A 21,569-nucleotide genomic window follows, 5' to 3' on the forward strand; every position below is an offset into this window, starting at 1 on the left:
GGCGGACCAACCTCGGTGGACGGGGTGCAGCGTGCGGAGGAGCCACGGCGCCATGGCGATCACGGCGAGGCCCACGGCGCCGGCGGCCCAGGATGTACGGGAGGAGGCCGAAGAGGGCATGATCGTCTTCGCGTGGCGGCTGCTCGCCGTTCGCGTCGGTATCGATCACTGTTCGGGACAAAACGCCTACTCCTGGTCGTATGAGCTGATCACGAACATACCGGGGGAGGCGGGAAGGCGCCCATGGTGATCGAAAGGCGACCGGATACGCTGACTTGAGTGAATCGAGCGACACATCGACAATCCGTGTGATCGTCAGCAGGCGTCAGCAGACAGGAGACCCCCTCGTGACCGTCGTCGGGCCGTTCGGTCTTAGCGTGCGGGACCAGGCTCTTGAGGCCGATGTCCAGACCGGATTGGCGGCCGTGGAGGCAGGGCTCCTCGACGCCACCAAGAGCGAGATCCCCTTCATCACCGAGGCCGCACAGCATCTGGTGCTGGCCGGCGGCAAGCGCTTCAGGCCGCTGCTCGTGATGCTCGCCGCCCAGTTCGGCGACCCCTACGCGCCGGGTGTCGTGCCCTCGGCCGTCGTCGTCGAGCTCACCCACCTGGCCACGCTCTACCACGACGACGTCATGGACGAGGCGGACGTGCGGCGCGGTGTCGAGAGCGCGAACGCCCGATGGGGCAACTCGATCGCCGTCCTCACGGGTGACTTCCTCTTCGCCCGTGCCTCGCACACGCTGGCGGACCTCGGACCCGATGCCGTACGCATCCAGTCGGAGGCGTTCGAACGTCTGGTCACCGGCCAGATCCTGGAGACCGCCGGACCGCAGGGCGACCGCGACCCGGTCGACCACTACCTCGACGTCCTCGGCGGCAAGACCGGCTCGCTCGTCGCCGTCTCCTGCCGCTTCGGCGCGATGATGTCCGGCGCGGACGAGAGCGTCGTCGACATCCTCACCCAGTACGGCGAGCGCCTCGGCGTCGCCTTCCAGCTCGCGGACGACGTCCTCGACATCGCCTCCGACTCCCACGAGTCCGGCAAGACCCCGGGCACGGATCTCAGGGAGGGCATCCCGACCCTGCCGGTGCTCCACCTGCGCGCCGCCGCGGCGGCCCACGGGCGCCCGGAGGACGTGGAGCTGGTCGCCCTGATCGACGGCGACCTCACCGACGACGCCCGTCACGCGGAGGTCCTGCGGCGGCTGCGCGTCCACCCCGCCCTGGAGCAGGCCCGCCGGGACACCGTGCGCTACGCCGAGGAGGCGCGCGCGATGCTGGCGCCGCTGCCCGAGGGGTACGCGAAGGCGGCCCTGGAGGAGCTTTGCGACGCGGTGGTCCACCGGGCGGGCTAGGGCGCGCGACCCGGTGGTCCACCGGGCGGGCTAGGGCGCGTTGATCCACCCCGCGGGCTAGGGGCTCTCAGGGTTCCGTCATCCCGTAGCAGTACGCGAGGTTGCGCCCCGGGTCTGACGATTCCGCCTCCTGACTTTGGTCAGATGGAGTCATCGACCACGGAGGTAGGACAGACCATGGCAGACAACCGTAAGGCGAGCCGCTACATCGTCCCGGTCGCGGTGGCCGGAGTGGCCGCGGCGACCATCGGGCTCGTACCGGCTCTCGCGGCGTCCGGTGACCCGGACCTGCCGGAGATCACGGCGCAGCAGCTGATCGAGAAGATCGCGGCGTCGGAGACGCAGACGCTGACCGGCACGTTCAAGGTCTCCACCGACCTGGGCCTGCCGTCGCTCGCGGGCCTGGCCGGCGGCATCGGAGGCGGCTCGGGCGGCTCCGCCTCCGCGGACCCGCAGCAGAAGCTGACGGAGCTGGTCTCCGGCACGCACACGCTGCGCGTGGCCGCCGACGGCCCGGACCGGCAGAAGCTGACGATCGTGGACGGCTCGGACGAGTACAGCCTGATCCACAACGGCGACGACGTCTGGGCGTACGACAGCAAGTCGAACGAGGCCTTCCACGAGAAGACCGACGGGGCCGGCAAGGCACCGGAGAAGGAGCTCCCGGCCACGCCCAAGGAGCTCGCCGACGAGATCCTGAAGGCCGCGGACGGCACGACGTCGATCACGGTGGGCGGGACGGCGAAGGTGGCCGGCCGGGACGCGTACCAGCTGGTGATCAAGCCGAAGCAGAGCGGCTCGACGGTCGAGTCGGTGAAGGTCGCGGTGGACGCCCAGAACGGCACACCGCTGAAGTTCACACTGACGTCGGTCGAGGGCGGCAAGCCCGTCGTCGACGCGGGCTTCACGAAGGTCGACTTCGGCAAGCCGGCGGCGTCGACGTTCGACTTCAAGGCGCCGAAGGGCGCGAAGGTGACGGAGGGCGGTCCGGAGCACGAGAAGGCCCCCGAGGACTTCGCCAAGGAGTTCGGCGGCCTCGCGGACCTCACCGGCGCCAAGGGCGAGGGCGTGAACGTCATCGGCGAGGGCTGGACGGCGATCGCGAAGCTCGACACCGGCGCCGCGGCCCCGAAGACGGACGAGGCACCGAAGGAGGTTCAGGGCTTCCTGGACGCGCTCGGGGACAAGGTCACCGGGAAGTTCGGCTCGGGCACGGTCTTCAAGACGAAGCTCGTGAACGCGCTGATGACGGACGACGGCAAGGTGTACGTCGGCGCGGTGACGAAGGACGCGCTGGTGGACGCGGCGAACGCCGGGAAGTAAGGCGGTTTGGGACCCCGGGCGGGTCGGGGGCGATGGTCACCGACCCACCCGGGAGTTCTGGTGCGTTCGCTCAGAACGTCAGCTTGAAGCTGTTGATGTAGCCGGTGTCCTGCGCGGCCCTGTCCTGGACGCGGAGCTTCCAGGCGCCGTTGGCGACCTCCGAGGAGGCGTTCACGGTGTAGGCCTGGACGATGTTGTCGGCGCTGCCGCCGGACCGGTTGTGCAGGTTGTAGACCGAGCCGTCGGGGGCGACGAGGTCGACGACGAGGTCACCGCGGTAGGTGTGGACGATGTTCACGTCCACCTTGAGGGTGGACGGCGCGTTGCCGGTGACACCGGTGACGTTGACCGTGGAGGTCACCGCGGCGCCGTTGTCCGGGATGGAGACGTCGGCGGCGTTCTCGAAGACCTTGCCGGGAGGCGTGGTCGTACCGGCCGACAGCGTCCAGATCGCGTGGGCGACGGCGTCGCTGTTGCGGTCGAGGGCGGTGTCGTTGATGTTCGAGGTCGTGTCGCAGGAGGAGTGGTAGCAGCGGTCGAAGGCCGTGGCCGTACCGCCCCACTTCTGCACCTGCGCGCTGGTCTTCACCCGGCTGGCGCCGGTGAACAGGCCGCCGACGGGTATGCCGACGTTCTTGAACGAGGCGTGGTCGGAGCGGCCGTCGCCCTCGGTCTCGATCTCGGTGGGCACACCGATCCCGGCGAAGTAGTCCTTGAAGGTCTGCTCGATCGCCGGGTCGTCGTCGTAGACGAAGTAACCGGGGTTGGGCGAGCCGATCATGTCGAAGTTCAGATAGCCGCTGACCTTCGAACGCTCCGTGGCCGGCAGTTGGCTGACGTAGTACTTCGAGCCGACGAGCCCGAGTTCCTCCGCGCCCCACCAGCCGAAGCGCAGATGCTTCGTGGACTGGAGGTTGGCCCGGGAGACGGCGAGCGCGGTCTCCAGGACGGCGGCGGAACCGGAGCCGTTGTCGTTGATGCCGGCGCCGGAGGAGACGGAGTCGAGGTGCGCGCCGGCCATGAGGACCTGGTTCGGGTCACCGCCCGGCCAGTCGGCTATCAGGTTGTAGCCGGTGGCGCCGTTGGAGGTGAACTGCTGGACGGTGGTGGTGTATCCGGCCGCGTCCAGCTTGGCCTTCACGAAGTCGATGGACGCCTTGTAGCCGGTACGGCCGTGGGCGCGGTTGCCGCCGTTGGCGTTGGCGATCGACTGGAGGTCGGCGAGGTGCTGCTTGACGTTGGCGAGCGGGATGTCGGGCGCGGCGACGGCAGCGGGCGCGGCGTTCGCGGAGGCGCCGGTGAACCCGGCGAGGGCGAGCGCGGCGACGGCGGACAGCGCGGCGGCACGTCTGGGAACGGAGAACTTCATGTGGGGGCTCCGGATTCCGAACGGGGATGGGACGGAAACGTACGAGACGCCCCGGGGCGTGGGTGCCACGAGGCGCTGGAGCTGTGCGGGTGGTTCGTGCGCTGATGTTCGGCGAGAGTTTGACTTCCCGTCAAGAGCGGAAACCGGTCAGGCGCGTTCGCTCACCGGACGAGCCCGTTCGCGGTGTCACGGAGCGAGGGCGTCCATGGCGTCCTCGACGGCTTCTCTGACATCCGGGTGCGGGTCGTGGGCCAACTCCCGTAGCAGCGCGCCGACTCCAGGCGTGGACCAGTACGTCACGGCCTCGACGAGCGCGACCCGCACGGCGGTGTCGGGGTGCCGGGCCAGCCGGGCCAGACGCTCCAGGGGTCCGCGCCGCCGCAGCCCGTACCAGCGCAATGCCTCGCGCAGCGCGACGGCATCCCCCTCGGCCTCGGCCGCCTCGACCCGCGCGAGCAGGACGCGGGGCGGGGGAGGGGGCCCGTCCAGCGGGTGCGGCCGGCGCTCCCGTAGCCTCCGCGACCCGTACTCGCCGCGCACCCGGCAGCCGTGGCACGTGCAGGGCGTCCTGCCGTGGGCGTCGGGGAAGTACCGCCACCCGTTGACCTGCCGCACGGGCCGGATGCTCCGCACCTCGCCGCGTGCGACGGCCCGGGGCAGGAACACCTCCCACCCCCGCGGATCGTCGAGCGCGCTCACCGTACGCACCGCCTCGGCCGCCGTCGTCTCCACCGGTTCCCGAGCGTTGTACCGCCCGACGGTGACCGCCTCCCCGTCCGCGATCTTGACGTGGACGGCGACGAGACCGCCGGGCCCGGGTCGGCGGGACAGCTCGCGGAGCCACTGGTGGGTGAGCGTGTACGACGGGAGGACGGGGAAGAGGTAGACGCCGCGCCCCGTCGAGCCGAGCCCGCTGCCGCGACCTTGGCTGAGGGCGCGTATGCCCGCGCGCCGGATCCGCGGGGCGGTGGCCGCGGACGTCAGGTGTACGAAGGTCGCCATGGGGCCCGATGCTAGGGGCGCCCGGTGTTCCGGCGTGATGTCGGGCCCGTGGTCACCACGCCCAGGACGGAGGCGAGCGGGACGTAGCCGAAGTGCCGGGAGTCCTGTGTGCGGGCGCCGTCGCCGCGGACCACCAGGCAGCCCGGGGGGACGCGGGTCGTGTCCACGGCCGGGCGCACGTCGGGCGGGACCGGGGCGCCCGGCATCGCCGTGACGCGCTTGACCAGCCACCGGACGTCCGTGTCGAGGGCCGCCACCGGGTTGCGGAAGACCACCGCGTCCCCGGGCCGGACCGGCGCCCGGCGGCGCACCAGGAGCCGATCGCCGTCCCGGTACGTGGGCGCCATACTCGATCCGGTCACCTGGACCAGGGCGAAGCGCGAACGCAGGGCGAGTACGGCACCCACGGCCCCGGCGCCTGCGGCGACCACGGCCGCCGTCCGGCGCAGGTACGTCACCGCGTCACCTCCGATGCCGGGCGGTCGGTGTAGCCGGCGGCCTGGAGCGCGAACAGCCGGGCGTAGTGGCCGTCCCCGTCGGCCATCAGCCGGTCGTGGTCGCCGAGTTCGGCGATGCGGCCGTCCACCAGCACGGCGATGGTGTCCGCGTCCCGCAGGGCCCCGAGACGGTGCGAGACGAGGAGCGCCGTGCTCCCGGAGCGCTGCGCGGCCAGGGTGCGGTGGACCTCGTGCTCGGCCTCCGGATCGAGACCGGAACTCGGTTCGTCGAGGATCAGGAGGTCGGCGTCCGCCCGCATGAGGGAGCGGGCCAGGGCCACGCGCTGCCATTGGCCGCCGGACAGGGTCACTCCGTGTGCGCCGCCGTCCTCGTCGAGGTGGACGCGGCTCAACTGCGTCAGATAGCCGTCCGGCAGACCCGCGAGGACCTCGTCCATGCCGGCCAGCGCCGCCGTGCGGCGGATCCGCTCGTGGTCCTCCAGGTGCGCCAGGTCGCCGACGCCGATGTTCTCGCCCGCCGTCAGGTCGTACGCCATGTAGTCCTGGAAGGTCACTCCGATGCGGCGGCGCAGCGCCTCCACGTCCATGGTGCGGATGTCGGTCCCGTCCCAGAGGATCGCGCCGCGCTCGGGGTCGTAGAACCGGCAGAGCAGCTTGATCAGCGTGCTCTTGCCGGCGCCGTTGCGGCCCACCAGGCCGGTGGCGCGTCCCGCGTGCAGCGTCAGGTCCACGCCACGCAGCACCCACGGGCCGTCGGGGTCGTAGCGGAACCAGACGTCGCGGAACTCGATCCGCTCCTGGAGCGCGGGCACGGAACCGGTCCCCGTCGGCAGATCGTCGGGGGCGTCCATCAGGTCGAGATAGTGGCCGAACAGCCGTACCGCCTCGGCGGCCGTCCCCGCCTGCATGACGATCCCGCCGAACGCGCCCTGCACACCGGCGGCCGCGGCGATGAACAGCGTCACGTCGCCGACGGTGAACCGGCCCTGGGCCGCACCGCCCACGACCACGATCACGCCCGCCCCGGCGACGGCGGCGTTGAGCGCGGCGAAGCCGGACTGCACCCAGGCACCCCGCCGTTCCACCGCGAGCTCCGCCTCGGTGGCGTCACCGAGCGCGCGCACCAGCCGTCCGTGCAGAAAGCCGCCGAGTCCGAAGAGGCGGATCTCCTTGGCGGCCCTGGGATCGGTGAGCAGCGAGCGGTAGAAGAGGCGCCGCCGCTGTTTGCCCGCCGTCAGCTCCCAGACCGCCACCTGACGGCGGGCCAGGGAGAGTCTCGCCACGAGGGCGGCGATCCCCACGAGGAACAGCAGCCCCGCCATCGGTGGCCAGACGGCGAGCAGCGCGCCCGCGAAACCGCCGACCGCGGCGAGGGAGCGGACGACCTCCTGGCTGAACATGACGATGTTGTGCGGTGCGTCCTGGGACGCCTGCTGGGCGAGCCGCAGTCGGTCGTGGAAGGCCGGGTCCTCGAAGCGGCGCAGCCCGTGGAACTCGTCGACCTTGGCGAACAGGGTGCGCTCCACCGTGACGACCAGCCGCTGCCGTACCAACTCGTCTAGATACGCGCCCAGTTGCAGCAGCACGGCGGAGACCGCGCCGAGCGCCGCCACCGCGATGCCCAGGGCCATGGCCCGGCCGGAGTCCAGATGCGTACCGCGGCCGAGCTCGTCGAAGAGCAGCTTGCTCAGCCAGGCGACCACGACCGGCAGGGCGCCGACCGCCACCGTCGTCGCGAACAGCGCGCAGGCGGCCGGCGGGGACGCGCGGAACTGCAGCAGCAGCGCGGTGCCCACCGCCCGCGCCCGCAGCCGGGTCCCCGAGGTGGCCTGCGGGGACCCGGCCGCATGAGAGGCGCTGGTCAGCACTTCGCGGTGGGGCGGGCCTTGCAGATGCCGTAACAGTCCATGTACCACTTCACGCCGTTTTTGCAGTAGCAGTACGAGCCGTGCTCGGGCACGCACGCCCCCGCACGCTCCTCCTTCAGCAGGAGCCCCAGCAGCTTGTCGCCCATCGTTCCGATCACACGGGTCATCGCGGACCTTCCGTAGCAGGGTTCGAGGCAGGAGCGTGGTCTGCTCCGGCCGGTGGAGAACGTAAGTGCTGCGCCCAACGCGGCGCAAGATGTCCTGTGTTGATGGTGTGTCACATGAAAGTCTCCGGTCCGCTTGTGCATACAGAGGCCACTGTTGCGCGATCGGCCTTCGGGGTTAGATTGCGATCGGCCCAGTCGTCGAAGGGAAGCCGGGGGCGGTTCATGGGGTATGCCTTGCTCGCCTGCCGACTGCTCGTCGGCGTGGTGTTCGCTGCCTCCGCGGCCGGGAAACTGCGCAGCGCCACGGCCTTTCGCGCCTTCGAGGGGGCGACCCGGAGCATGGGGGTCCCCGGGCGTCTCGCCCGGCCCGTCGCCGTGACGGTCGTGGCCGCGGAGTGCGCGGTGCCGTTCCTGCTGGCGGCCGGACCCGCGGGTGCCCCCGGGCTCGGCCTCGCGGTGGTCCTCGTGGTGGCCTTCTCCGCGGGCATCGTCGGTGTGCTGCGCCGCGGAACCCGCGCCTCCTGTGCCTGCTTCGGCGCGTCGAGCACGGTGATCGGCCGCCGCCACCTGGTCAGGAACGGTCTGCTGCTGCTGTGCGCCGGGTTCGGCGCCGGCTACGCGCTGACCGGAACCGCCTCCACTCCGCATGCCGGCGGCATCGCGATCGCCGCCGTCGCCGCGCTCGTGGGCGCCCTGCTCGTGATCTTCACCGACGAGCTGGGGGAGCTCTTCGGGGCGGGGCCGTCCGAGCGGGCGGGGACGGCCGAGCGGGCGGGGTCGTCCGAGCGGGCGGGGACGGCCGGGCCCTCCCGCCGGGCCGGGACGGCCGGACCCTCCCGCCGGTCTACGCGCTCCCTGTCGTGACAGGGCTGCTTCCTGGACCCGCCCACAGCCGTCTGAGTCATCTCAGCCGTCTCAGCCGTCTCTGTCATCTCGGCCATCCCGGCCGTCTCAGCCGTTCCTCACAACGGAGAAACCGTCATGCCCTTTCTGGTCGCCGCCGTGGTGCTCCTCACGATCCTGTGCCTGCTCAACCTCGTGCTGACCTTCGGGGTCATCCGGAAGCTGCGCCTGCAGGCCGACCGGCGGGCGGTCGCGGCGGCCGATGAACTGATGCTGCCGCCGGGCTCACCCGTCCCGGACTTCACCGCCGTCACCACGGCCGGCCGGACGGTGACCCGTGCCGCCCTGGGCGAGACGCTCATCGGCTTCTTCTCGCCGGACTGCACGGCGTGTGCGGAACGGCTGCCGAAGTTCGTCCAACTCGCCCGTGACCTGGACGGGGAGCGCAGCGTGCTGGCGGTCGTACACGCGGAGCAGGGCGAGGCCACCGAGGAGATCGCGACGCTCGCGGCGGTCGGCCATGTCGTCGTCGAGCCGCAACAGGGCCCGATGGGCACCCTGTTCGAGGTCGAGGGATACCCGGTGTTCGCGCTCCTTCCCGCGAACGGCCCGGTGGCGGCCACCGCCTTCGACCTGGAGAGGCTGCCGCTGAAACCCACGTCCCGTGCGTGAGGTGAGGGCGCGGGAGGCGAGGACCGAGGACGCGGCCCACGGCGCGGCCGAGGGCGGGCGGGCGCTGCGGATGAGGACCGGGGCCGAGGGCGTTGCGGGTGCGGGGGTGGACTATTTCTCCGGCAGGCGCGCCACGTCGGACACCGGCCCGAGGTGACCGAGCTTGTCGGGGTTGGCCACCGACCGGATCGTCCGGACCGCGCCGTCGACGATGTCGAGCTCGACCACGCTCACCACGCGCCCTTCGGCGTCGTTGAGCACGGCGCCCGGCCGGCCGTTGACCCAGGCCGGCTGGAGGGACACGCCGAGCCTCCGGGCCCGGCGGAGCCCGCCGACGAGCAGCTGTCCGACGCGCCGCGGATCGGTCTGCGGCTTCCCGATCGCCCGCGCCTTGCCCCCGCCGTCCCCGTGGAACACCACGTCGGGCGCGAGCATGCCGAGCAACGCGTCCATGTCACCGCCCGAGGCCGCCTCGAAGAACCTGCGGCCGAGTTCGTCGCTCTCCGCCCGCCGGTCGCGGGCCGGCGCGCGCCCGGCCTTCTTCCCTCCGGCGGCGATGCGCTGCCTGGCGCGGGCGAAGATCTGACGGCAGTTCACCTCGGTCTTACCGGTGATCCTCGCGACGTCCGGGTAGCCGTACCCGAACGCCTCGCGCAGCACGAACACCGCCCGTTCCACCGGCGAGAGGGCCTCCAGCAGCACGAGGAACGCCATGGAGAGGGAGTCGGCCAGCTCGGCGTGCTCGGCCGGTCCGGGCCTGTCGGCGGTGACGACGACCGGCTCGGGCAGCCAGTCGCCCACGTAGGTCTCCCGCCGTACGCGTGCCGAGGTCAGGTGGTTGATTCCCAGTCGGGTGACCGCTGTGGTCAGGTACGCCTTCGGGGCGGCGATCGTGGTTCCCGCCTGGTGCGCCCGGGTCAGGCCGAGGAACGCGTCCTGCACGATGTCCTCGGCGTCTCCCACCGATCCGGTCATGCCGTAGGCGATGGAGAACAGCAGCGGCCGGTACCCGGCCTCGCTCATCTCGTCCGTTGATCCCCGCACGGAACCCCTCCCCGCCAACTCGCGTACTGCGCCGCCCAGTCCGGCCCTCGCAGCGTATCCAAGACGCCCGGCGGATTGATCATCTGGGCAGGCCGCCGTGGAGGGAGACGCACGTCACGTTCGCCGCCGTCACGGGGATCCGGGGTGCCCTGTCTCAGAGGGCAGCAGTGAACGCCCGGCCGGTTCGCCCGGCCGGCCACCCGATCGGTACAGGAGAGAACCCGTGAACATCGCTCTGTGGATCGTCGCCGGACTGCTCGCCGTCGCCTACCTGGCCGGCGGCGCCGGCAAGCTGATCATGTCGAAGGAGAGGATCGCCGGCTTCGGCCCCAGCTCGGGGTGGGTCGAAGACTTCAGCGGTGGCGGCGTCAAGGCCATCGGAGCCCTTGAGGTCCTGGCCGCCGTGGGTCTGATCCTGCCCGCCGTGCTCGACATCGCGCCGGTTCTGGTCCCACTGGCCGCTCTCGGCCTGGTGCTGCTGATGATCGGCGCGGCGATCGTCCGCCTCCGGCGCCACGAGACCAAGCTCGTGGTGGTGGACCTGCTCTACGTCGCCCTGGCCGGATTCGTGGCATGGGGCCGCTTCGGCCTCGAGTCCCTATGATGCTTCGGCAACCGAAGCACGAGGAGGGGCTGGGGCATGGACGCGAGGGCGCCTCGGCCGGGTACGCCGGTACGGGGATCGGAGTCCGGCTGGCCCGTCTTGGCCGTACTCGATCTGCTCGGGAGGCGCTGGGCGCTGCGCATCCTGTGGGAGCTGAGCCGAACCCCGGCGGGCTTCCGCGAGTTGCAGCGCCGATGCGAGCACATGTCCTCCAGCGTGCTCAGCACCCGGCTCGGCGAGCTGACCGATGCCGGCCTGCTCGACCTGCGCGACGACGGCTATCACCTCACCCGCCTCGGTGAGGAACTCGTCGAAGCGCTCCGCCCGCTGAATGCCTGGAGCCTGCGATGGGCGAGCGAAACGGGCACCGACGCGTCGGACGCCTAGGGCCTGTCCGGCGGATCATGGCCGGGGGTGCAGGCCCTAGGGGGTGTCTTCCGGATCTGCCGGGCCGATCCGAAAGGCAGGCCCTCCCTAGCCGTCGCGCGAGCCAGGCCGCGGGCGGGGCGGGGTCGAGATCTCCTGCCGCCTGGCCCTTTTCGATCCTGCTTTCCCTGTGTCGACGCCCGGTCGTCAGCGAAGCTCCGCAAGGCGTTCGAGGTCGTCGTGGACCGATGCCCGATCCTCCTCGGTGAGGGGGATCGCGGCGGCCTCGGCGAGAGCGGAGGCCGCGGTCTTCTCGTCGCCGAGGCGACCGGCGACGTCGGCGCGCAGCACCAGAAGGCGGAACAGCTGCACGGGCGTGGGCCGTTCGTCCTCCAGGCGCAGGACCCGGTCGATGATCTTCGCCGCGCCCGCCGGATCCTCCTTCGAGTCCGCGAAGAGGGACGCGTTGTGCAGGGCTCGGGCGAAGGTCTCCTCGGGTGCGGGCCGGTGGTGCGGGTTCTCGCTCGTCGGCTGCCCGATGCGGATGCAGTTGCCGCCGGGATCGGTCATGAGGAACTGCCGCACGCCGTACGACATGTCCTTCAGCGCCCCGATGCGCGGCAGCCCGCGAACCGGGATCCTCCCGTACGCCGCCTTGAGCCCGGCCCGGAAGGCGGCGTGCAGGCCGTCGACGTCGTCGGTCAGGACGTAGCACGTGCTGATCGACTGCTCGGGCTCGTACTGCTTCACCCCGAAGAACTGCAGCTCGATGCCGCCCCGCTCCACGACCGCGTAGGGGTTCGGGCTCTTCTGCTGGAAGGTCACCTCGAATCCGAGGGCGGTGTAGAACTCGAGAACGGGTGGGAGGGTCCGGCAGGGCAGGATCGGAATCGTCTTCTCGGCCATACCCTCCACTCTAGTCAAACTTGACTAGAGTGGAGAGGGGGATTCAGGTCGGCCTTCCAGCGCCACGTCCGAATTCCGCCAGCATGGGGGGTTGGGCGCGACTGAGGGTGGGCGCATGACGACTTACACCGCACGGCCCATCGAGCCCGCCGCCCTCGCCGAACTGCGGGGAGTGGACGACGCAGGGCAGCCCTGTGTCCCGTACACCGCCACCGAGGGCGGGAGTCCGCTGCGTTGCTGCCTCCGGGGTGTCGAGCCCGGGGAGCGGATCGCGCTCGTCTCGTACGCGCCGCTGCGCCGCTGGGCCGCCGAGACCGGGGCGCGGCCGGGGGCGTACGACGAGCAGGGGCCGGTCTTCATTCACGCCGAGGAGTGCGGCGGGCCCGTGGCGGACTCCGGGGCGTACCCGTTCGATCGGCCCGGTGCCCTGCGCACCCTGCGGCGTTACGACTCCGAGGGGCGGATCGTCGGCGGTCGGCTCCTGGAGATCCCGGCCGAGGCCGCCGAGGGCTTCGACAAGGCGTTCGCGGAGGCGTTCGCCGATCCCCAGGTGGCGCTCGTGCACGTCAGGGCCGTCGAGTACGGCTGCTTCCAGTTCGAAGTGCGTCGGCCCTAGCCGTGCTCGAAGCTCACTGCACGCAGAACTCGTTGCCCTCCGGGTCCTGCATGACCACCCACGTGCCCGAGGGCTCCTCCACCCTGCGGTAGACCGACGCGCCCAGGGACTCCAGACGCTCGACCTCTGCGTCCCGGGTGCCCTGGGCCGCGTGGACGTCCAGGTGGAGGCGGTTCTTGACGGTCTTCTTCTCCGGGACGCGCTGGAAGAGGATGCGGCGGCCGAGGCCGATGCCGGTCTGCTCCTCGTACGGGTCGTCCGGGTGGCGGACGGCGATCAGATCGCGGAACGCGAGGCGGTCGGAGACCGTGACGGTCAGGTCCGGCGGCAGTGCGCCGAGGTCGAGGAGACGCTGAATGTGTGCGCTGTTGTCCTCCTCCAGATAGCCGAGGGCGGCGGCCCAGAACGTGGCCTGGGCGTGCGGGTCGCCGGCGTCGATCACAAGCTTCCAATGGAGCGCAGTCATGTAACCAGTTATACTGGTTTCGTGATGCGGGCGACAACAGGAATGACTCTGATTCATCCCGATGGGCAGCGGTTCCGCTTCGATGCCGGGGCCCTCTGTCTGGAGCTGCTGCTCACCGGTGGTCCCGGGCCCGTGGCCGCGCGCTTCGAGGTCCTCCACGAGCCCGACGGGCTGCTGGACTGGGTCCGGCGGTGTCGGCTCGGACCCGATCTCGACGTCACCGTCACGGCGGGCGAACTGGCGCGGGTACGGGAGGTGCGGGACGCCCTGTGGGGGCTCGCCCACGCCCGGACACACGGCCGCGCCTACGCCCCGGAGGAGCTCGCGCTCGTCAACGAGGCCGCCGCCCCGCCCCCGCTGGTCCCGCTCATGACCGCAGACGGGGCGCACGCCTGGGCCCCGGGGGCCACCGCGACCGCGCTGCTCTCGACCGTCGCCCGCGACGCGGTCGAGCTGTTCACCGGCCCCCACGTCGACCGCATCCGCGAATGCGGCTCGGACAACTGCGCTCTGCTGTTCGTGGACACCTCCCGCCCCGGGCGCCGCCGTTGGTGCGCCATGGAGCGGTGCGGCAACCGGCACAAGGTGCGGGCGCACCGGGCCCGTACGCATGCGGAGGGCGAGACGGCATGACGACGGCGGAGGTGGAGAGGCCGCCGGCGCCGTAGACGCGCAGCACCCTCGGACCTCCGCCGCCCCGGAGCGCCGCCTAGGACCTCCGCTTCAGACCGCGGCTGCCGCCGCCTCCGCCGCCTCCCTCGCGTCGTACGCCTCACGCGCCGCCGCGATCTCGTTCTGGTGGCGCTCCGTCCACGTCACGAGCGAGCGGATCGTCGTGTGCAACGTCCCGCCCAGCGGCGTCAGTTCGTACTCCACACGCGGCGGTACCACCGGATGCACCGTCCGCTTCACCAGGCCGTCCCGCTCCAGCTGGCGCAGCGTGACCGTCAGCATCCGCTGGCTGATCCCGTCGATCTCCCGCCGCAGCTCCGTGAAGCGCAGCTTGCGGCGGTCGAGCAGGGCGATGACCAGCAAGGACCACTTGTCGGCGACCCGGTCGAGGATCTGGCGTACCTCGCAGTCCTCCCGGGTGTCCCACTGGAAGGGGTCCGCGTCGCCCTCGTACCCGTCGGCGTAGGTCACTTCGCAGTGACTCGGTGACTTCAAAGTGCCTTCTTCCATGGCATCGCATGCTCCCGCAGGATGCAGGTGGTTACAAGAGGGAACCGACCCTCTGGCCGGTAACCGCCCCTACCCCTCCCTGCCTTGGAGACAGCTGTGTCCGCATCCCTTCCCGTACGCGCCTGGGCCCTCCTCCTCGTCCTCTGCGGAACGATCTTCCTCGAGGGCATCGATGTCGCCATGCTCGCCGTCGCCGTGCCAAGCATCAGATCCGATCTGGACTTGTCCACCAGCACCGCGGCCTGGGTGATGTCCGCGTACGTCCTCGGCTACGCCGGCTTCACCCTCCTCGGCGGACGCGCCGCCGACCTCCTCGGCCGCCGCCGGATGTTCCTCGGCTGGCTCACCGTCTTCCTGCTCTTCTCCGGTCTCGGCGGCTTCGCGCAGGAGGGCTGGATGCTGATCACGGCCCGCTTCGTGACCGGCGTCGCCGCCGCGTTCATGACCCCCGCCGCGATGTCGATCATCACCACCTCCTACGAGGAGGGGCCGCAGCGCAACCAGGCGCTGCTGGTCTTCGCGGGTACGGCCGCCGGAGGCTTCACCCTCGGGCTCGTGATCGGCGGCCTGCTCACCCAACTCGGGTGGCGCTGGGTCTTCTTCGCCCCGGTGCTGCTCGCGGCCGCGGTCCTGCTCGCCGCGGTGCGGCTGATCCCGAAGGATGCGCGGCCCGAGCGGACGGGCGGCGGCTTCGACCTGGCCGGCGCGCTGACGGCCGCGGGCGCGATGCTGCTGCTCGCGTTCGGGATCGTCCGGCTCGAGCACGGCCTCGACGGCTGGCCGCTGACCGCGCTCGTCGCCGCCGGCGGGCTGGTCCTCGCGGGGGTGTTCGTCGCCGTCGAACGCCGGGCCGCCGCGCCGCTCGTACGCCTCGGGGTGCTCCGTAAGGCGTCCACCGTCCGCGCGGACCTCGGTGCGCTGCTGTTCGTGGGCTCGTTCTTCGGCTTCCAGTTCGTCGCGACGCTCTACCTCCAGGAGCTGCGCGGCTGGTCCTCGCTGGAGACGGCCCTGGCGCTGACGGTCATGGGCGTCGACGCGATCCTCGCCCCGACGCTGACCCCGCGGCTGGTGGCGCGGTACGGCAACGCCCGGGTGATCCTCGGCGGGTTCGTGCTCGCGATCGTCTCGTACGCGCTGTTCCTGCCGCTCGGCCCCGACTGGTCCTACGCGGCGATGTTCCCGACTCTGCTGCTGAGCGGGCTCGCCTTCGCCCTCGCGTACGGACCGCTGACGATCGCCGCGACCGACGGCATCGCGGAGGAGGAGCAGGGGCTGGCGAGCGGGCTGCTGACAACGGCGGTGCAGTTCGGGTCGGCGGTGGGCATCTCCGTCGTGACGGCGGTGTACGGGATCGCGGGCGGTGGCCTCGACGGGTTCCGGTCGGCCCTGGTGGTGCCGGTCGTGATGGTGGCGATCGGTGCGGCCGTCGCCGCGACCGGGCTCCGGGCGGGCAAGCCGACCCGGGCGGTCCAGGGGTCCGGGGGGCTCGCGGCCCCGGAGTCCGCGACCAAGGTCACCGTCTCGTGACCGGGTGACGCCCTCGTCCGGTCGGTGTCGCCGCGCCGTACATGCCCCGGCTCCCGGAGTTCTCCTCCGAGCCGGGGCATGCGACCGTGGTCAGCGTCCCGGCTGTGCCGCCGGAGCGGAAGCGGCCGTGTTCTCGGGCGCGTCGACAGCGTGTCCGGTCGCGGCCTGTCCGGACGTGGCCTGTCCGGACGTGGCTTGTCCGGACGTGGTGTCGGCCAGGGCACGGTTCACGAGGCTCTCGGCCAGGGCCTCCGCCTCCACCCGGCTGCGCCGGGCCGTCCGCAGCGCGTCCCACGTCAGGATCGTCAGCGCCAGCCACACCAGCGAGAAGCCCGCCCAGCGCTCGGGCGGCATCGCCTCGTGGAAGTAGAGGACACCCAGCGAGAACTGGAAGAGTGGCGCCAGGTACTGCAGCAGCCCCAGCGTCGACAGCGGTACGCGGATCGCCGCCGCCCCGAAGCAGACCAGGGGCGCGGCCGTCACGATGCCGGTCGCCGCGAGGAGGGCCGCGTGTCCCGCGCCCTCGGCGCCGAAGGTGGCCGAGCCCTGCGAGCCGAGCCACAGCAGGTAGGCGAGGGCCGGCAGGAACTGGACGGCGGTCTCGGCGGCCAGCGACTCGAGGCCGCCGATGTTGACCTTCTTCTTCACCAGGCCGTAGACACCGAAGGAGAAGGCGAGGATCAGGGAGATCCACGGCGGGCGCCCGTACCCGATCGAGAGGACGAGGACGGCCGTGGCGGCGACGCCGACCGCCACCCACTGCGCGGGCCGCAGCCGCTCCTTCAGGAGCAGGACGCCCAGGGCGATGGTGACGAGCGGGTTGATGAAGTAGCCGAGGGACGCCTCGACGACCTGGCCGGCGTTGACCGCCCAGATGTAGACGCCCCAGTTGATGGTGATCACCGTCGCGGCGAACGTGATGAGGCCCAGCTTGCGCGGGCTGCGCACCAGCTCGCGTATCCAGCCCCAGCGGCGCAGCGCGAGGAGCGCGACGCCGACGACGACCAGTGACCACACCATCCGGTGGGCGAGGATCTCGACCGCCCCGGCCGGCTTGAGGAGTGGCCAGAAGAGCGGGACCAGGCCCCACATGCCGTAGGCGCCGATCCCGTAGAGGAGTCCTGCCCGTCCCTCGTCGTCCGTCTTCACCGAACCTCCTGCCCTGCGCCGCGCCGTCCTGAAGACGGTAGCGCCGCACAGGGCAGGCTGTCATGTCCGTACCGCGATACGGTCATGACTTTTCGGCGAGGGCCTCCGCGATCGTCTCGGCGAGCGGGGTGGTCGGGCGCCCGATGAGGCGGGACAGGTCGCCGGTCTGCCGGGCGAGCGCCCCGCGCTCGATGGCCTTGTCGACGTCCACGAGGATCGCGGCGAAGAGCGGCGGGACGCCCGCGCCGGTCAGGATCTCCTCGTGCGTCTCGGCCGGGACGTTGCTGTACGCGATCTCCTTGCCGGTCTGGCGGGCGACCTCGGCCGCGTACTCGGCCAGCGACCAGGCGACGTCGCCGCTCAGCTCGTACGCCGTGTTCAGGTGCTCCTCGGCCGGGCCGGTCAGGACCGCGGCGGCCGCGGCGGCGAAGTCGGCGCGGGGGGCGGAGGCGACCCGGCCCTCGCCGGCGTTCGCGACGACGGCGCCGTGCGCGAGGACGGGGGCGAGGTTGGCGGTGTAGTTCTCGGTGTACCAGCCGTTGCGCAGGAAGGTGTACGGCAGGCCGGAGTCGAGGATCAGCCGCTCGGTGTCCTTGTGCTCGGCGGCCAGGTCGAAGTCGGCCTCCGGGCCGCCGAGGACGCCGGTGTAGGCGAGCTGGGCGATGCCGGCGGCCTTGGCCGCGTCGATCACGGCCGCGTGCTGCGCCACGCGCTGCCCGACCTCGCTGCCGGAGATCAGCAGCACGCGGTCGCCGGCCTTGAAGGCGTCCGCCAGGGTCTCGGGCCTGCTGTAGTCGGCGATCCGCAGCTCGACGCCGCGCTCGGCGAGGTCGGCGGCCTTGGCCTTGTCGCGGACGACGGCGGCCACGGACTCGGCGGGGACCCGGGTCAGCAGCTCGTCGATGACGAGACGGCCCAGCTGTCCGGTGGCTCCGGTGACGACGATGCTCATGGGGGTTCCTTCTCCCGTGCGGTGCGGCGGTGGGCAATGCACTCACCGTACGGCGGGCGCTAACCTTTCGAAAGTACCCACTTTGAAGTAAGGTACTGACATGGGAGTAAGTGGTGAGACCCGTGCCGCGCGTGCCGCGAGCGAAGAGCCGAAGAGCCTGCTGGCCGACGTCGACGGCGCCATGTGCCCCGCGCGGCTCGTCCTGGAGCACGTCACCAGCCGATGGGCGGTCCTGATCCTGATCGCCCTGCGGGAGCGTTCGTACCGCTTCAGCGAACTGCGCCGACGCGTCGGCGGCGTCAGCGAGAAGATGCTCACCCAGACGCTCCAGACCCTGGAGCGCGACGGCTTCGTCCACCGCGACGCCAAGCCGGTGATCCCGCCCCGCGTCGACTACAGCCTCACCGAACTGGGCGAGGAGGCCGCCCGTCAGGTCTGGGAGCTGGCCCGTTGGACCGACGCCCGGGTGCCGGCCGTCCAGGAGGCCCGCGTCCGCTACGACGAGGCGCGTCGCGAGACTGTCGCGGGATCTTCTCAATGATGTTGTAACCGGGGCGTGTTGGGCGCCCGCGTCGTACGATCTGCTCACCACTCGGGGATTGTGTGAGCGTGCGTGGGGGATTGTGTGACGTACGGATACCGAAGAGTGCTGGGCGCCTGCGGGGGGCTGCTGGCGTGCGGACTGATCCTGACGGGTTGCTCGGGCTCCGGCTCGGGCGACGACGGCAAAAAGCCTCAGGGGAAAGGGAGTTCGACTCCGCAGGCACCGCCGACCGGAAGCCCGACCGCGGCGCCCACGCCCACGGGACTCGGCTTCACCCCGGACCCGAAGCGCACCCCGAAGAACGAGGCCGACGCCAAGCGGCTCGCCCTCGCGATCGTCGCCGGCCCCGACTCCTGGGGCTCGGACTACGTCAAGCGCAGCCCGTACCTCAGCGCCGACGACTACTGGCCCGTTCTCAGCAAGCAGTGCTCGTGGGAGACCGGCACCCGCCCGGCGTCCGTGCTCCACAGCGTCACCGCCTACAGCGAGATCCCCGCCGGGTCCGGCAGGGGGGCGCTGCGGGTGTCCTCGATCGTCACCGTCCATCGCACCGAGGCGGACGCCGACTGGGAGATGGCCGAGACCCTCGAAGAGGCCCTGCGCTGTCCCGAACAGCGGTTGCGCGACGGGGAGCGGATCAGCGGCCTGATGTCCCTCGGCAGCCCCTTCGGCGTCGGCGGCAACTTCACCGCCGTGGACTCGCTCAGAGAGGCGGGGACGTACCTCAACGACTCCGTCAAGGGGGAGCAGACGTACTCCTGGTACCAGTCCCGCGTCGGACAGATCACCGTCACCGCCGTCGTCAAGGGAGCGCCCGGCCACGTCGCCAAGGAGGTCGACAGCGCGCAGGTCCACGCCCTCGTCGCCATGGTCGGCCGCGCCGAGGACGAGCTGGAGGTCCAGTCATGAGCCCCACCGCCCAGCCCACCCCCGAGCCCGGCCGGCCCGCCTCCGCTCCCCGGCCGGACGCCCTCCAGCCGCTGCTGCCCTCCGACCCGTCGTCGATCGCCGGCTACCGGCTCCTCGGCCGGCTCGGCGCCGGCGGCATGGGCGTCGTCTACCTCGGCCGTACGGACAACGGCGAACTCGCCGCCGTGAAGGTCACCCACGCCGACCAGGCCGACCAGGCCGACTTCCGCGCCCGCTTCCGCCGCGAGGTCGAGGCCGCCCGCCGGGTCTCCAGCCCCTGGGCCGTCCCCGTCACCGGCGCCGACCCGGACGCCCCCGAGCCCTGGATGGCGACCTCCTTCGTCCCCGGCCCCTCCCTCGGCGAGGCCGTGACCGCGCACGGTCCGCTGCCCGAGCGGAGCGTACGGATCCTCGGCGGCGCCGTCGCCCGTGCGCTCGCCGCCGTGCACCAGGCCGGACTCGTCCACCGGGACGTCAAGCCCGGCAACATCCTCCTCGCGGTCGACGGCCCGCGCCTCATCGACTTCGGCATCGCGCGGACCACGGGGGAGACCGCCCTCACCTCCACCGACATGGTCGTCGGCACCCCCGGCTTCCTCGCCCCCGAACAGGCCGAGGCCCGCGCCGCCGAGATCGGTCCGCCCAGCGACGTCTTCGCCCTCGGCTGCCTCCTCGCCTACGCCGCGACCGGCCGCCCGCCCTTCGGTACGGGGGCGGTCGACGCCCTGCTGTACCGCACCGTCCACGACGAGCCCGACCTCGACGGCGTACCGGACGGGGTGCTCGACCTCGTGCGGGCCTGCCTCGCCAAGAACCCGGCCCAGCGGCCCACCGCCGAGGAGATCAGCGCCGGACTCACGGAGGACACCCCGGGCGCCGCTGCCGACTGGCTGCCCGCCCCCGTCGTACGGACCATCGCCGAACGCTCGGCGGCGATGCTCGCCCTGCCCGAGATCGACGCCACCCAGCTCGGCGCATCGGATGCCGGGGATCAACCCGCGCCCAGCAGACGGAAGTTCCTGCTCCTGGCGTCCGGGGGAGCCGTCCTCGCGGCAGGAGGCGGCATCGCCGCCTGGGCCGCGCTGCGGGACGACGACAAGGACCGGAAGGCCACCCCGCCGCCCAGGAAACGACGCTGGATCATCGGCGTCCAGGCGGATCTCAGCGGCCCCGCCAAGGACATCGGCCGCGCCCAGGAACGCGGCGCCCGCCTCGCGGTCGAGCAGTTCAACGCCCGTAAGGACAAGCCCTTCACCCTCGAACTCAAGGTGTCCGACGACGCCGGGGACAAGAACAAGGCCCTGGCCGCGGCCCGCGTCCTCACCGGCGACCCGGACGTCCTCGGCGTCCTCGGGCCGACCTCCGACTACACGGGCCTGGCCGCCCTCCCCGCGTACGACGAATCACTCGTCCCCCTGATCACGGTCTCCGCGGGGCTGAACCTGCTCGCCCCGACGGGAGGGGGCGGCCAAGGGCTCTCGGTGGTGCAGGCCTGCCCGCAGCACGCCATCGCGGGCATGTACCTCGCCTACTACGTCCTGACGAAGACCCGGAGCGTCCGGCCGGGCATCCTCCAGGAGAGGACGGACGACACCTACGCCTGGCAGTACATCGGCGGCGCGAACTTCGGCTTCCGGCAGGGCAAGGTCGTCCCCGTTCCCCGAGTCGTCCCCGGACGCACCACGGACTACAAGCGCGTGCTGAGCGGCATGATGGCGGACGGCATGGACGCGTACATCCACTGCGGCCTCACGCCGAGCGCCGTCCTCGCGGCCAAGGCGCTCGACGAACTCGGCTTCACGGGCATGAAGGTCAGCGGGCAGCACGTGTTCGAGCCCCGGTTCCTGGCGGAGGCGGGAAGCGCCGCGGAGGGCTGGGTGCTCGGCGCCCCGGTCGTCGACGCCACGAGCCTCAAGGGGGCGTCGGCCTTCGTCGCCGCACACCGCAAGCGATACGGCGTGGCCCCCGCCTACTACACGGGTGAGGCCTTCGACCTGGTCAACCTCCTGGTTCAAGAGGTGGCCAAGGCCGCCAAGGGGGGGAAGCGCCCCGACCGCACCGCCCTCACGCCCCTCCTGCGCAAGGTGAAACACCAGGGCGTCATGGGCGGCTACGTCTTCAACCCCGAGAGCGGCCAGATGCAGATAGGGGCGGTCGGCACCTTCATGTACGTCGTCGAGAACGGCCGCTACAAACCCCTGGAGTTCGCCCCCGGCGGGCCGCCGAAGAACAGACGGGTCTGAC

24 protein-coding genes are annotated in these 21,569 nt (G+C 71.7%); 13 read left to right on the forward strand and 11 right to left on the reverse strand.

Annotated elements, in window-relative coordinates; translation table 11 throughout:
- The first annotated feature begins 52 nt into the window (after positions 1-52).
- The 3 genes from ABZ939_RS27900 (at position 53) to ABZ939_RS27910 (ending at position 2,681) form a co-directional block, all read left to right on the forward strand.
- Complete coding sequence (locus ABZ939_RS27900; protein WP_361860799.1) at positions 53-250, forward strand: hypothetical protein; 198 nt, start codon at positions 53-55, stop codon at positions 248-250.
- 97 nt (positions 251-347) lie between these two features.
- A complete protein-coding gene (locus ABZ939_RS27905; protein ID WP_361860802.1) occupies positions 348-1,358 on the forward strand; it encodes a polyprenyl synthetase family protein in 1,011 nt (336 codons plus the stop codon).
- A 177-nt stretch (positions 1,359-1,535) separates the two neighbouring features.
- Positions 1,536-2,681: a DUF2092 domain-containing protein gene (locus ABZ939_RS27910; protein ID WP_361860805.1), complete on the forward strand. Its 1,146-nt coding sequence runs from the start codon at positions 1,536-1,538 to the stop codon at positions 2,679-2,681.
- 70 nt (positions 2,682-2,751) lie between these two features.
- Here ABZ939_RS27910 and ABZ939_RS27915 read toward each other — a convergent pair whose 3' ends face one another.
- From ABZ939_RS27915 to ABZ939_RS27935, 5 genes are all read right to left on the reverse strand, one after another.
- Entirely contained in the window at positions 2,752-4,050 is a 1,299-nt protein-coding gene (locus tag ABZ939_RS27915; RefSeq protein ID WP_361860808.1) for a M28 family metallopeptidase, read from the reverse strand.
- A gap of 186 nt (positions 4,051-4,236) precedes the next feature.
- Entirely contained in the window at positions 4,237-5,052 is an 816-nt protein-coding gene (locus tag ABZ939_RS27920) for a HEAT repeat domain-containing protein (RefSeq protein ID WP_361860810.1), read from the reverse strand.
- An 11-nt stretch (positions 5,053-5,063) separates the two neighbouring features.
- Positions 5,064-5,510 carry a S26 family signal peptidase gene (locus tag ABZ939_RS27925; protein WP_361860814.1) on the reverse strand — a complete coding sequence of 149 codons (447 nt, stop codon included), beginning with the start codon at positions 5,508-5,510 and terminating at the stop codon, positions 5,064-5,066.
- Positions 5,507-7,378 (reverse strand): ABC transporter ATP-binding protein, encoded by a 1,872-nt coding sequence (locus ABZ939_RS27930; protein WP_361860817.1) that lies wholly within the window; start codon positions 7,376-7,378, stop codon positions 5,507-5,509. The genes ABZ939_RS27925 and ABZ939_RS27930 overlap by 4 nt, the downstream gene beginning before the upstream one ends.
- The gene (locus ABZ939_RS27935) at positions 7,372-7,545 is read right to left on the reverse strand and encodes a hypothetical protein (RefSeq protein WP_361860820.1); all 174 of its coding nucleotides are present in this window, start codon (positions 7,543-7,545) and stop codon (positions 7,372-7,374) included. The genes ABZ939_RS27930 and ABZ939_RS27935 overlap by 7 nt, the downstream gene beginning before the upstream one ends.
- Positions 7,546-7,767: 222 nt before the next feature.
- Here ABZ939_RS27935 and ABZ939_RS27940 point away from each other — a divergent pair, with 222 nt between their 5' ends.
- Together ABZ939_RS27940 and ABZ939_RS27945 are read left to right on the forward strand one after the other, a co-directional pair.
- Positions 7,768-8,409 carry a MauE/DoxX family redox-associated membrane protein gene (locus tag ABZ939_RS27940; protein WP_361860823.1) on the forward strand — a complete coding sequence of 214 codons (642 nt, stop codon included), beginning with the start codon at positions 7,768-7,770 and terminating at the stop codon, positions 8,407-8,409.
- Positions 8,410-8,526: 117 nt separating this feature from the next.
- On the forward strand, positions 8,527-9,060 hold the full coding sequence (locus ABZ939_RS27945) for a hypothetical protein (RefSeq protein WP_361860826.1): 534 nt from the start codon (positions 8,527-8,529) through the stop codon (positions 9,058-9,060).
- Between the two features lie 111 nt (positions 9,061-9,171).
- Here the strand turns inward: ABZ939_RS27945 and sigJ are convergent, their stop codons facing one another.
- Positions 9,172-10,083, reverse strand: a complete 912-nt coding sequence (gene sigJ, locus ABZ939_RS27950; protein ID WP_361861029.1) for an RNA polymerase sigma factor SigJ — start codon at positions 10,081-10,083, stop codon at positions 9,172-9,174.
- Positions 10,084-10,327: 244 nt separating this feature from the next.
- On the opposite strand from sigJ, the gene ABZ939_RS27955 reads away from it, so the two are divergent.
- Positions 10,328-10,708, forward strand: a complete 381-nt coding sequence (locus ABZ939_RS27955) for a DoxX family protein (protein WP_361860829.1) — start codon at positions 10,328-10,330, stop codon at positions 10,706-10,708.
- Positions 10,709-10,744: 36 nt separating this feature from the next.
- Positions 10,745-11,095: a helix-turn-helix domain-containing protein gene (locus ABZ939_RS27960; RefSeq protein WP_361860832.1), complete on the forward strand. Its 351-nt coding sequence runs from the start codon at positions 10,745-10,747 to the stop codon at positions 11,093-11,095.
- A gap of 186 nt (positions 11,096-11,281) precedes the next feature.
- Here ABZ939_RS27960 and ABZ939_RS27965 read toward each other — a convergent pair whose 3' ends face one another.
- The gene (locus ABZ939_RS27965; protein ID WP_361860835.1) at positions 11,282-11,980 is read right to left on the reverse strand and encodes a VOC family protein; all 699 of its coding nucleotides are present in this window, start codon (positions 11,978-11,980) and stop codon (positions 11,282-11,284) included.
- A gap of 115 nt (positions 11,981-12,095) precedes the next feature.
- Between ABZ939_RS27965 and ABZ939_RS27970 the strand changes: the two genes are divergently transcribed.
- Positions 12,096-12,596: a DUF1203 domain-containing protein gene (locus ABZ939_RS27970; RefSeq protein WP_361860838.1), complete on the forward strand. Its 501-nt coding sequence runs from the start codon at positions 12,096-12,098 to the stop codon at positions 12,594-12,596.
- A gap of 13 nt (positions 12,597-12,609) precedes the next feature.
- Here ABZ939_RS27970 and ABZ939_RS27975 read toward each other — a convergent pair whose 3' ends face one another.
- A complete protein-coding gene (locus tag ABZ939_RS27975) occupies positions 12,610-13,062 on the reverse strand; it encodes a VOC family protein (RefSeq protein WP_361860841.1) in 453 nt (150 codons plus the stop codon).
- A 42-nt stretch (positions 13,063-13,104) separates the two neighbouring features.
- Between ABZ939_RS27975 and ABZ939_RS27980 the strand changes: the two genes are divergently transcribed.
- Positions 13,105-13,695: an ABATE domain-containing protein gene (locus ABZ939_RS27980; RefSeq protein ID WP_361860844.1), complete on the forward strand. Its 591-nt coding sequence runs from the start codon at positions 13,105-13,107 to the stop codon at positions 13,693-13,695.
- Positions 13,696-13,785: 90 nt separating this feature from the next.
- Here the strand turns inward: ABZ939_RS27980 and ABZ939_RS27985 are convergent, their stop codons facing one another.
- A complete protein-coding gene (locus ABZ939_RS27985; RefSeq protein WP_361860847.1) occupies positions 13,786-14,244 on the reverse strand; it encodes a helix-turn-helix domain-containing protein in 459 nt (152 codons plus the stop codon).
- A gap of 96 nt (positions 14,245-14,340) precedes the next feature.
- Here ABZ939_RS27985 and ABZ939_RS27990 point away from each other — a divergent pair, with 96 nt between their 5' ends.
- Positions 14,341-15,771: an MFS transporter gene (locus ABZ939_RS27990; protein WP_361860850.1), complete on the forward strand. Its 1,431-nt coding sequence runs from the start codon at positions 14,341-14,343 to the stop codon at positions 15,769-15,771.
- Positions 15,772-15,861: 90 nt separating this feature from the next.
- Here the strand turns inward: ABZ939_RS27990 and rarD are convergent, their stop codons facing one another.
- Positions 15,862-16,920: an EamA family transporter RarD gene (gene rarD, locus ABZ939_RS27995; protein WP_361860853.1), complete on the reverse strand. Its 1,059-nt coding sequence runs from the start codon at positions 16,918-16,920 to the stop codon at positions 15,862-15,864.
- A gap of 82 nt (positions 16,921-17,002) precedes the next feature.
- A complete protein-coding gene (locus ABZ939_RS28000) occupies positions 17,003-17,872 on the reverse strand; it encodes an NAD(P)H-binding protein (RefSeq protein WP_361860856.1) in 870 nt (289 codons plus the stop codon).
- Between the two features lie 100 nt (positions 17,873-17,972).
- Here ABZ939_RS28000 and ABZ939_RS28005 point away from each other — a divergent pair, with 100 nt between their 5' ends.
- The 3 genes from ABZ939_RS28005 to ABZ939_RS28015 all read left to right on the forward strand — a co-directional run bounded on the left by ABZ939_RS28005 (position 17,973) and on the right by ABZ939_RS28015 (position 21,568).
- Positions 17,973-18,413: a helix-turn-helix domain-containing protein gene (locus ABZ939_RS28005; RefSeq protein ID WP_361860859.1), complete on the forward strand. Its 441-nt coding sequence runs from the start codon at positions 17,973-17,975 to the stop codon at positions 18,411-18,413.
- 84 nt (positions 18,414-18,497) lie between these two features.
- Positions 18,498-19,325 (forward strand): hypothetical protein, encoded by an 828-nt coding sequence (locus tag ABZ939_RS28010; RefSeq protein WP_361860862.1) that lies wholly within the window; start codon positions 18,498-18,500, stop codon positions 19,323-19,325.
- The gene (locus ABZ939_RS28015) at positions 19,322-21,568 is read left to right on the forward strand and encodes a bifunctional serine/threonine-protein kinase/ABC transporter substrate-binding protein (RefSeq protein WP_361860865.1); all 2,247 of its coding nucleotides are present in this window, start codon (positions 19,322-19,324) and stop codon (positions 21,566-21,568) included. The genes ABZ939_RS28010 and ABZ939_RS28015 overlap by 4 nt, the downstream gene beginning before the upstream one ends.
- The last annotated feature ends 1 nt before the right edge of the window (position 21,569 follow it).

The sequence above is a fragment of the Streptomyces sp. NPDC046712 genome (assembly GCF_040645695.1).
Classification (GTDB): Bacteria; Actinomycetota; Actinomycetes; order Streptomycetales; family Streptomycetaceae; genus Streptomyces.